The organism is Megasphaera sp. UBA4233 (assembly GCF_002395615.1).
Lineage (GTDB): Bacteria > Bacillota > Negativicutes > Veillonellales > Megasphaeraceae > Megasphaera > Megasphaera hexanoica.
Map to the genome: position 1 here is coordinate 1 of NZ_DGXL01000002.1, position 11,185 is coordinate 11,185.

Consider the following 11,185-nt stretch of genomic DNA (forward strand, 5'->3'; position numbering starts at 1 on the left):
TTCGGTCCCTATCCATCGCGGGCGGAAGAAACTTGAAAGGGGCTGCTCCTAGTACGAGAGGACCGGAGTGGACCGACCAATGGTGTACCAGTCATGACGCCAGTTGTGCAGCTGGGTAGCTACGTCGGGGACGGATAAACGCTGAAAGCATCTAAGCGTGAAACCAGCCTAGAGATGAGGTTTCTCATTACGCAAGTAAGTAAGGTCCCACAGAGACGATGTGGTAGATAGGCCGGGAGTGGAAGTACAGCGATGTACGGAGCGGACCGGTACTAATAGACCGAGGACTTGACTTAAAAGGTAAGGTAAGGAATACGTTTTCTATACAGTTGTCAGGGCACGGCCCTGACAAGAGAATTCAGTGGCGATAGCTGCGGGGATCCACCTGTTCCCATGCCGAACACAGCAGTTAAGCCCGCAAACGCCGAAAGTACTTGGGGGGAGGCCCCCTGGGAGGATAGGAAGCCGCTGATTGTGGGAAAAAGCACTAGCTTATGCTAGTGCTTTTTTTTATGGTTCGTGATTAGTGGGAAGTGAAGAAAACAGGACACCAGCCCAATACGACTGGTGTCCTGTTCATTAGATGGCTGCCTGCTAGTGGATAGACGCTGGCTGCTGCATGCTAACGGCTACCCTTTCTGCGGCTATGCTAATTCGTATTTATAGTTTCTTTGATATTGTATCATCCATACCTGATCCTGCTCGTCAAAGAGGACGGTCAGATAATAATCTGGATATACTTTATCGGACAGAAGATAAGCATGGCCGATTTCCTTTAATTCATACATAAATGAAAACGCAGGCCTGAGTGCTGGGAGAACTGTATTTTTTTTATCTCCTATTTTTATGCCATAAAAGGAATGAGGAAGGGAATCTTCTGCACTGATGATTATTTCTTCCTTTTCCTGTCGCTCGGCATAGACATCGCGACACCATACCTGGTCCTGGGCTGTCGTGGCGGCTTGGGATGATACACAGACTATACATAGGACCATCAGGGAAAATAACATGCGTAGTATAGGATGACATTGTTTCATGGCAGGATACTCCTTTTCATATGGTTTTTATCAGATATATAGAGCATTCCCCTTATATTCGTCATAGTTCCTGTTAATCTTTTACTACGTATAGTATACCATGAACAGCAGGGCTTATATTCTTTTGTATTCAAAATACATATGTAAAACGGTTACCCTTTTCTTGTCAGTCCCATGCATATGTGGTATAAATGAATAGGTAACTAAAAAAGGGGAGTTGATTTTACATGGGTATGAGTGTTGCTGCTAATCATGCAAAAGGTAAGTTTGCTGCTGATGCTATTATGGCCGCTGCGGCACGTTGCACAGAAGATGTCAAGAAAAATGGGGCTGATGCTGTCATAAACGGTACGATTGGTTCCATTATTGATGAAAATGGCGATCTCGTCGTACTGCAGATTGTAAAGGATACATTGAAACAACTGACACCAAATCAGATTGTAGCCTATGCACCGATTCCGGGCTTCCCGGAATATCTCGATGCGGCTATCGACCAGTGCTTCTGTGATTCCCGCCCGGAAGGGTATATCCGCGCTATTGCCACACCTGGCGGCTCCGGCGCTATCCATACGGCAGTTCACAACTATTCTGAACCGGGTGATGAAGTACTCACGACAGATTGGTGTTGGGGAGCATACCGCAATATTATCCGTGACGACAACCGCGTCCTCCGCGAATTTGAACTGCTGACGGATGATGGAAAATTCAATATGAAGAGTTTTTCTGAAAATCTGCAGGACCTCGTCAATAAACAGCATAATACAGTCATTATCCTTAATTCTCCTGCCAATAATCCTACAGGATTCGGACTGAATCTGGATGAATGGGATGCCGTCCTTTCTTTTATTAAATCAGCTGTCGAAGGAAAAGATAAAAATATTATCCTCGTTTCTGATGTAGCGTATCTCGACTACAGTGGGGAAAAACAGGAATGCCGCCGTTTCTTCAAAAAGTTTGGGAATCTGCCGGCTAATATCCTTCCTATCGTCGCATATACCTGTTCTAAGGGCTTTACCCTGTATGGCCAGCGTATGGGTGCGATGATCGGAATCACCTCCAGTGAAGACGTAGCTGATGAATTTACGGCTATTAATAAGTACACCGCCCGTGCTACCTGGTCCAATCCGACCAGCTCTGCTATGTGGACGATGATAGAAATTACGAAAGATCCGGAAAAAGTAGCCCGCCTTGATGCAGAACGGGCACAGTATTTCCAGATGATTAAAGAACGGGCAGACATATTTATGAAAGAAGCGGCTGACTGTGGTCTGAAAATCCTGCCATATCTGTCAGGTTTCTTCATTACTATTCCCATGATTGGTTCGGATAAGGTATGTGCCGCCCTTGAAAAAGAACATATTTACCTTGTTCCGCTGAAAAAAGGTATCCGCCTGGCCGTCTGCTCTGTATCCAAAAAGAAGATTGCCGGTCTGGCAGCCAAGGTAAAGGCGGCCGTCGATGCAGCTGGCATTGTGCAGTAATCGTTTGCTGTATAGGGGAGGGATATCCTATGTTTGAAACAATCGGCATTATCGGGACAGGGAATATGGGACGGGCCATTGCTATGGGGCTGGTCCGGTCCGGCCTGATCGAAGGGAAACAGCTCATATTGTACAATATCCATACGGAAAAGGCCCAGCGCCTGGCTGATGAAACCGGTGCCGCTGTCGTTGATTCGGCTGCCGGATTAGTGCAGCAGTCCCAGGCGGTCATCCTGGCGGTCAAGCCGTTTATCATGCCCGGTGTCCTGAAGGACATTTATCAGGCAGTAACACCGGACAAAGTGATGATTTCCATCGCTGCCGGCCTTACCCTGCAGCGCCTGGCTGATGCCATGCCGGCAGGAACAAAAATCGTCCGCGTCATGCCAAACACGCCTTCTATGGTAGGAGAAGGTATGGCGGCCCTTTGTTTTAATGAAGCTGTAACAGATGATGAAAAGGATGATTCCGTCGCTATTTTCCGCAGTTTCGGCAAGGCCGAAGTCGTGGAAGAACGGCTTATCGATGCTGTCTGTGGCCTGAGCGGGAGTGGTCCGGCTTTTGTGTATATGTTCATTGAAGCGCTGGCTGATGCCGGGGTGCGGGAAGGAATGTTCCGGCCTATGGCATATACTTTTGCCGCGCAGACTGTTCTGGGAGCGGCAAAGATGGTCCTTGAAACAGGGGAACATCCGGGCAAGCTGAAAGATGATGTCTGTTCTCCCGGCGGTACGACTATCGAAGCTGTACGCGTTCTGGAAGAAAGTGGGTTCCGTGCTGCGGCGATGAATGCCGTTATTGCGTCTGCTGAAAAAAACAAGAACTTGTAGTTAAAGTTAAACGTTAACACCGCATATAGGACAACCGGTTTACAAAATGTGTTTTGTAAACCGGTTATTTTTATGTTATATACCTAAACGGAATAACACATAATTCCATTTAGGTATTATAAAAAATCATAGCATGTATGTGAATTGTTGAACGACATTAATAATATTAAAAAAAATATATAATAAATTAAATTAATAAAACAATCATGCAGAATTATCAATTTAGGCATTGATACGTTGTGAAATACATATAGATTATATGTATAAATGTAATTTACTTACCTGCGTCTCCGTTGTATAATTAAATCATGAGATTGACTCCGGAGATAATCACAAAAGAACTGGTCTTATTCATGATTCTGGCTATGAATGAGCCACCTGCCTGTTAGGGGCATGAAACATGGTGTTTGATGAAAGGGTGGTTTGAATGGTTCTGCTTGCTTTGCTCCCGATACTATTTCTGATTGTAGCATTGGGATTTTTGAAGATGGCTGGGTGGAAAGCGTGCCCGATTGCGGCAATCATTGCATTTGTCATTGCTGTCTTTGCCTTTGATATGCCTGTGGGCATTGCTGTTTCTGCGGCACTGGAAGGGGTAGCCCTGGCGGTGTGGCCGATTTTACTTGTCATCATTATGGCTTTATTTGCTTATAAACTGACAGTTGCTACAGGCAGTTTTGATACAATTAAGCAGATGCTGACTACGGTTAGTGAAGATAAACGTGTGCTGTTTCTGCTCATTGCCTGGGGCTTTGGGACTTTCATGGAAGGGATGGCCGGATTTGGTACGGCCGTAGCTATCCCGGCGGCTATGCTGGTTGCTCTGGGATATCCGCCCATACGGACGATCATTGCCTGCCTTATTTCTAATGCCGTAGCACCATCTTTTGGCTCTATTGGCATTCCGACATCGACAATGGCTGCTATAACCGGCATCGATGCCGTCACGCTGGCAACGAACGTTTCGGTTGTATCCTTTATTCCCGATCTGATTGCCCCGTTTTTAATGGTCATCTGCATCGGTGGCGGGGTGAAAGCCCTGAAAGGTGTCGGCATTATCACACTGCTTTCCGGCCTGGCACTGGCAATCCCTGAATTGCTGATTTCTATGACTATCGGGGCAGAGCTCCCGGTCATGGTGTCTTCTGTAATTATCATGGCGGTCATCGTACTGTATTCCCGGGCCGTCAAGATCGATGATCCCGACTATAAACTGGATGTAAAGACAGAAGATATCCAGCCTGTTTCCTTCGGCGAAGGTGTCCGGGCGGCAATGATTTTCATTTTGATTTTCGTGCTCCTCGTGTTTACATCCAAACTCATTCCGTTCATCAACGGTCCGTTGGCTTCCATCAAGACATCTGTTCCTATCTATGCCGGTGCTGGTGCCAAACCGTATACATTCGTCTGGGTGGCAACGCCAGGTATCATGATTTTGATTGCGTCTATCATTGGTGGTAAAATCCAGGGGGCTTCTTTTGGAAAGATATGGAGCGTATTTGTTGATAACTTTGTCGGCCTGAGATATACATTCCTGACGATTATCACTGTCGTTATCGTAGCCAAGGTCATGACGTATTCCGGTATGACTAAGGAGATTGCCGATGCTTTGGTCTTTGCGACAGGCAATGCATATCCTGTATTTGCTCCCTTTGTGGGTGCTATCGGTGCTTTCATTACCGGATCCTGCACCAATGCCAACGTACTATTCGGACCGCTCCAGACTTCTGTTGCGTCTACTCTGGACATGAGCCCGGCATGGATGGCCGGTGCCAGCTCGCTTGGTGGTTGTATAGGCAAGATGCTGTCACCCCAGAGCATTGCTCTCGGCGTCGGTGCTGTCGGAGCTCTGGCAGAAGGAAAAGAAGGGGAAATTATGCGCGGGACAGCCGGATACTGCCTGTGTCTGCTGGTCATTGCCGGTATCCTGACATTTATCATCCCCAGTTTCCTGACTTTGTAATGTAATTAGTGGCTATGCACCGGTTTTCTGCCGGTTTTATACAACATGTAAAGTGTTTTGTATTTAGAGGAGGAATTTTATTATGGCTAAAGGTATTGTTACACCGGAACTTATTGAACAGTTAAAGGCTATCGTTGGTGAAAAGTATGTATATACCGATAAAGACAAACTGGAACCGTATTCCCATGACGAAGTAACGGATCCTCATTATATGAGAGAACCGCAGGTCGTCGTCCTGCCGGCTAATACGGAAGAAGTAGCCAAAGTCGTAAAGCTCTGCTATGACAACGACACGGTCATGGTTCCCCGTGCTGCTGGTACAGGCCTGGCTGCCGGTGCCGTCGCCACATTCGGCGGTGTCATCATCTCTATCGAACGGATGAACAAAATCCTTGAAATCGATAAACAGAACATGGTATGCGTCACAGAACCGGGCGTTACGACGGCTGTCTTGCAGGAAGAAGTACAAAAAGAAGGCCTGTTTTATGGCGGCGACCCTTGCAGCGGGGACTCCTGCTTCATCGGCGGTAACGTAGCAACCAATGCCGGCGGCAACCGGGCCGTTAAATACGGTGTAACCCGTGACCAGGTCATGGGCATTGAAGTCGTTACCCCGCAGGGCGAAGTAGTCACACTGGGCGGTAAATTCCGTAAAAATGCAACGGGTTATATGCTCATGCACCTCTATATCGGTTCTGAAGGGACGCTGGGCATCATTACCAAGATTTATCTGAAACTCGTTTCCCTGCCTAAATATCAGGCTGACCTGCTGCTCATATTCGACAATCTCGACGATGCTATCGCCCTGACACCGAAAGTCATGAATGCCGGTATTACTCCGGTCTGCGTAGAATTCATGGACAATGCCTCTATTAAACAGGTAGAAGTATTCCTCGATGAAAAACTGCCTCATTCTGACAATGGTAACTATATCATCATTCAGATTGCCGGTGACAATGAAGACGTTCTCGATGAACAGACAGAAAAAATCGTTGAAATTGCAGAAGAAAATAAAGCCATCGACTCCCTCGTCGCTGACCCGAAAGTTATCTGGAAATCCCGTAAAGCATATCTGGAAGCCGACCGTGCCCGCAGCCTCGTATTCTCCATGGAAGATATCGTCGTTCCCATGACAGAAATCCCTGGCGCTGTACAGCAGATTTCCCGCCTTTCCGAAAAATACGATGTCGCTATGCACTGCGCCGGCCACTGCGGCGATGGCAACGTCCATATTGATATCCTGAAAGATGACCGCACTCAGGAAGAATGGGAAGAAATGCTGCCGAAGATCCAGGGCGAAATCTACGCTCTCGTATACAGCCTGGGTGGCCGCCTCTCCGGTGAACACGGCATTGGCTATAAACGGGAGGCTCTCCTTGAAAAATACACGAACCCTGTAGAAGTCAAACTGATGAAAGCCGTGAAGAAAGCACTGGATCCGAAGAATATCATGAATCCGGGCAAAGTAATCAGCATTAACGACGAAGTTCCTGTAGAAGAATAATCATACCGTCTGCCGGTACAGCCGAAAAAGATGCAGAATTCTTTGAATGTATCGTCTGAAATCTGATACTCTGTTGATGTAAAGAGGCTGTTCTTGTAGTGACAGCCTCTTTGCTGTACCGGGCAGAATATGTGGTAAGGCGTCATGTTTCGTTCATAACACAGAAAGGCTGGGATATATATGCAGAAATTTTCCATCCCTTTTGGTAAGGGACATATTTATTTTGAACTGCCTGATGAACAAGTAGCAGGTGTACTGCTTTCGCATGCCCATGAATATAAAGCGCCCAAATCAGAAGAAGAACTCGTTGCGGATGCACTGGCTAATCCGATTGGCAGTCCTCGTCTGAGCGAACTGGCCAAAGGGAAAAAGACGTGTACCATTATTTCCAGTGACCATACCCGTCCGGTACCGAGCCATGTCATCATGCCACAGCTGCTGGCAGAATTGCGCAAGGGCAATCCGGATATTGATATTACCATTCTGGTTGCAACAGGGATGCATCGTCCGACTACTCATGAAGAACTGGTTGCCAAATACGGAAAAGAAATCGCTGAAAAGGAAAAGTTCATCATTCACGTCAGCCGTAATGACGACGACATGGTCAGCATCGGTACGCTGCCTTCCGGTGGAGAATGCCTGATTAATAAGGCGGCCGTTAATACGGATCTCCTGATTTCAGAAGGATTCATCGAACCGCATTTCTTTGCCGGCATGTCCGGTGGCCGGAAATCTGTTCTGCCAGGTATTGCCAGCAAGATTACGGTCCTGGCTAACCACTGCTCGGAATTCATTAACAGCCCCTATGCCCGTACAGGCATTCTCGAAGGCAATCCCATCCATAAAGATATGCTTTATGCAGCTAAAGCGGCTAAACTGGCATTTATCTGCAACGTCGTCATCGATGCCGATAAAAAAGTCATCGCCGCCTTTGCCGGTGACCGGGAAGAGGCCCATTATAAAGGGGTAGAATTTGAAATGAAACTGGCCGGTGTCAAACCGGTTCCGGCTGATATTGTCGTAACGACGAATGGCGGTTATCCTCTCGATCAGAATATCTACCAGTCTGTCAAAGGCATGACGGCGGCAGAAGCAACCTGTAAAGATGGCGGCGTCATTATCGACTGCTCCAGCTGCAGTGACGGACACGGCGGTGAAGATTTCTTCAATACGCTGAAACAGGCCGATGATCTGCAGAAGGCCATGGATGAAATCCTGGCCCGCGATCGGAATGAAACGATCTTTGACCAGTGGGAATCGCAGATACTATTGCGTTTATTGCTCCATTTTGATATCATAATGGTAACCGATGCCCCTAAAGATATGGTAGAAGCTATGCATCTGAAATATGCGGCGAATATTGACGAAGCCTTTGCTATGGCGAAGAAGCTTCTGGCGGCAAAAGGTGTGGCTGACCCGAAAGTTACGGTCATTCCCGATGGCGTGTCGGTTATTGTCAAGTAACAATAGAATGACATAAACACAGCGGTGTGTACAATGATTTGTACACACCGCTTTTTTAATACTATGTATTGCTTGCCACTGTATTGTTATTTCTTGATGAAAAATGAATCACCGCTCTTATTGCCCATGCCAGGATGGATATCGAAGCGGACGACGCCGATTGAGGCCTTGCCGGCAACGGCCTGCTTGATCATGGCCGTCCCTTCTACGCCGAAGCCACCGCATAATTCAATGGCACCTACTCCGTTTTCTACCAGTTTTTTTGCTTCTTTGACGGCTTCTTCATAGGATTTGACACCGACTACGGTCAGGTCGAGACCGGGTCCAGGGATGACGGCTTTCTGCTTTTCCGGATCATTTCCCGGGGCAATATACATGAATGCTGCCTGATAACTCATACCATATCGTCTCCTTTTCATATTGATAGGTATATCATACGAAAGAGAAAGAAGAAATGCAAGATGCATCGGTCATAAAAGAAAGGCGGCGGGAGATGAAAAATATTTTGAATAATTGACAAAAATTTAGTTTGTAGATATGATAAAAACATAACCACTACTTGTTACTATCATATCATTAAGGAGGGATTTGTATGAGTGGATCTATTATTGTAGCCGCCGTTGTCATCGCATACATGGCATTTATGCTTTTCATCGGCTGGTACTCCAAGCACATGATTTCCGGCAATGCGGACTTTATGGTTGCCGGCCGCCGTCTGGGACCCATTCTGATGGCAGGGACGCTGGCTGCCACGGAAATCGGTGGTGGCAGTTCGCTGGGCGTTGTCCAGCAGGGCATGGGAAAATACGGTATCAGCGCGGCCTGGTATGTCATTGCCATGGGTTTCGCCTTTGTCATCCTGACTTTCCTGGCTCCAAAATTCCGGGCATCGACAGTCAAGACCGTACCGGAATATTTCCGCCGCCGCTATGGCCGGCTTCCGGGCATCATTACGGCTATCGTCATGTTTCTGCCCCTTATTGGCCTGACGGCAGGGCAAATGATTGCATCAGCCGTCATTCTCTCGACGATGATGGGTATCAGCTTTAAAGTCTCCGTCATCGCTATTTGTGTCATCGTTACGATTTATTCTGTCATGGGAGGTCTCTGGTCTGTTACGCTTACCGATTTTGTACAGGTCTTTTTCATCGTATTTGGTATGGCCGTAGCTCTTCCTTACGCTCTCAATCTGGCAGGAGGATGGGATAATGTCGTAGCCAATGTACCGGCAGAATCACTGGATCTCTTTTCCGGTTACAGTGTCATCGATGTCATTGCCCTGACTGTCATGTATATTACTACCTTTACGGTAGGACAAGAAGCAGTATCACGGTATTATGCAGCCCGTGACGGGCGGACTGCCCAGAAAGGGTCTGTCATGGCTGCTATCATCAATTTCATCTATGGATTTATTCCGGCGACACTGGGCGTCATCGTATTGGCTCTCATTAATATGGGCATCTTTGATGCGACCCAGTTCCAAAGTGTCGGTTCACGCTATGCCCTGCCGGTTCTGGCCGTAGCGGCTATGCCGCCTCTCGTTTGTGGCATCCTCTTTGCTGGTGTCATTTCGGCAACGATGTCCAGTGCCAGTTCGGACCTTCTGGGAGCCGGATCTATTTTTGCCAATGATATTTATCGCCAGTACATTAAAACGGAAGCGACCGATGAAGAGGTTATGAAAGTTGCCAAGATTGTCATGGTCCTGGCAGGATTGCTTTCCCTGCTCGTTGCATTATTCAATACATCGAGCATTATTACGATTCTTATGTTTTCCTTCTCGCTCCGTGCAGCCGGTGCTTTCTTCCCATATGTCATCGGTTTATACTGGAAAGGCGCATCTCTTGCAGGGACGATGGCATCACTTATTGCCGGTACGATTGTCGTCGTGTATCTGGAACAGTTTACCCACGGTGTCATTTTTGGTATTAAGTTCGGCCAGCCTATCCTGCCGGGTCTGGTTGTGAGCTTCATAGCATTTATCATTTTCTCCAAATTGATGCCGCCGAAAGAAAAAACGACAGAACTGGCTTATGATGAACACGAATCCTGATTCGGCTGTAAAGTAGTTCTTTTTCGGTTTTATGCGATTTTACTTTGCTTTTACGGAGCAGAATATGGTATAGTAAATTAAGGTGATAATGAAAATTTGTCATGACTGAAAAACAAATTTTTGCTCGTGTATATTAGGAAACGGAGTCGTTGACCGATGAAAGAAAATATGCTTACTTTTTTGAAACAATTAGCCCGGGGTATTGCACAGCAGTTCGGGCCCAGCTGTGAAGTCGTCGTCCATGACCTCAGTGGGGACAATGCGGAACATTCCATTGTTGCCATTGAAAATGGGCATGTTACGCACCGGAAAGTAGGAGATGGTCCGTCTATGGCTGTTCTGGAGGCATTGAGCGGCAAACCGGAAAAACTGCACACCGATGGCAGTTACCTGACAAAGACAAAGGATGGGCGTATCCTGAAATCGACGACTATTTACATCCGTGATGAACAGCAGAAAATCATCGGTATTTTTTCTCTCAATTTTGATATTACTGAATTGATGATGGTCAGCAATGCCATTAACCCGCTGGTATCTATTACGTCGCAGAAGGGTGAAACGGGCAGTATTCCGCACAATGTAACGGAACTTCTGCAGGAACTTATTGAAGAATCGACCCGTCAGGTAGGAAAACCTGTGCCGCTCATGACGCGCGATGATAAAATCCGGGCGATTAAATTCCTCAATGACCATGGAGCCCTGCTGATTACCAAAGCGGGGGATAGAATTTCCAAATACTTTGGCATCTCCAAGTATACGCTGTACAGTTATATTGACAGCAGTAATGATGATGATGCACCCGTTTAGGGACAGAAAGGGGGCTGTCACATGCCGTACGGTATGCGACAGCCCC

8 protein-coding genes and 2 rRNA genes are annotated in these 11,185 nt (G+C 47.1%); 9 read left to right on the forward strand and 1 reads right to left on the reverse strand.

Annotated features, from left to right (window positions below):
• From B2U90_RS00160 to larA, 7 genes are all read left to right on the forward strand, one after another.
• Positions 1 to 296, forward strand: a 23S ribosomal RNA gene (locus B2U90_RS00160); the annotation flags it as partial.
• Between the two features lie 61 nt (positions 297 to 357).
• Positions 358 to 474 (forward strand): 5S ribosomal RNA (rrf, locus tag B2U90_RS00165).
• Positions 475 to 1,264: 790 nt separating this feature from the next.
• The gene (locus B2U90_RS00170; protein ID WP_059076409.1) at positions 1,265 to 2,518 is read left to right on the forward strand and encodes a pyridoxal phosphate-dependent aminotransferase; all 1,254 of its coding nucleotides are present in this window, start codon (positions 1,265 to 1,267) and stop codon (positions 2,516 to 2,518) included.
• Between the two features lie 29 nt (positions 2,519 to 2,547).
• Positions 2,548 to 3,348 (forward strand): pyrroline-5-carboxylate reductase, encoded by an 801-nt coding sequence (proC, locus tag B2U90_RS00175; RefSeq protein WP_075581680.1) that lies wholly within the window; start codon positions 2,548 to 2,550, stop codon positions 3,346 to 3,348.
• A 427-nt stretch (positions 3,349 to 3,775) separates the two neighbouring features.
• The gene (locus tag B2U90_RS00180) at positions 3,776 to 5,311 is read left to right on the forward strand and encodes an L-lactate permease (RefSeq protein ID WP_075581679.1); all 1,536 of its coding nucleotides are present in this window, start codon (positions 3,776 to 3,778) and stop codon (positions 5,309 to 5,311) included.
• Positions 5,312 to 5,393: 82 nt separating this feature from the next.
• Positions 5,394 to 6,815, forward strand: coding sequence for an FAD-binding oxidoreductase (locus B2U90_RS00185; protein WP_292016787.1), 1,422 nt, complete (start codon positions 5,394 to 5,396; stop codon positions 6,813 to 6,815).
• Between the two features lie 180 nt (positions 6,816 to 6,995).
• Positions 6,996 to 8,279 (forward strand): nickel-dependent lactate racemase, encoded by a 1,284-nt coding sequence (gene larA, locus B2U90_RS00190; RefSeq protein WP_292016788.1) that lies wholly within the window; start codon positions 6,996 to 6,998, stop codon positions 8,277 to 8,279.
• An 86-nt stretch (positions 8,280 to 8,365) separates the two neighbouring features.
• Here the strand turns inward: larA and B2U90_RS00195 are convergent, their stop codons facing one another.
• On the reverse strand, positions 8,366 to 8,677 hold the full coding sequence (locus B2U90_RS00195; protein ID WP_059076414.1) for a DUF6506 family protein: 312 nt from the start codon (positions 8,675 to 8,677) through the stop codon (positions 8,366 to 8,368).
• Between the two features lie 194 nt (positions 8,678 to 8,871).
• Here B2U90_RS00195 and B2U90_RS00200 point away from each other — a divergent pair, with 194 nt between their 5' ends.
• Together B2U90_RS00200 and B2U90_RS00205 are read left to right on the forward strand one after the other, a co-directional pair.
• On the forward strand, positions 8,872 to 10,332 hold the full coding sequence (locus B2U90_RS00200; protein ID WP_059076415.1) for a sodium:solute symporter family protein: 1,461 nt from the start codon (positions 8,872 to 8,874) through the stop codon (positions 10,330 to 10,332).
• 156 nt (positions 10,333 to 10,488) lie between these two features.
• Entirely contained in the window at positions 10,489 to 11,139 is a 651-nt protein-coding gene (locus B2U90_RS00205) for a helix-turn-helix transcriptional regulator (protein ID WP_292016789.1), read from the forward strand.
• The last annotated feature ends 46 nt before the right edge of the window (positions 11,140 to 11,185 follow it).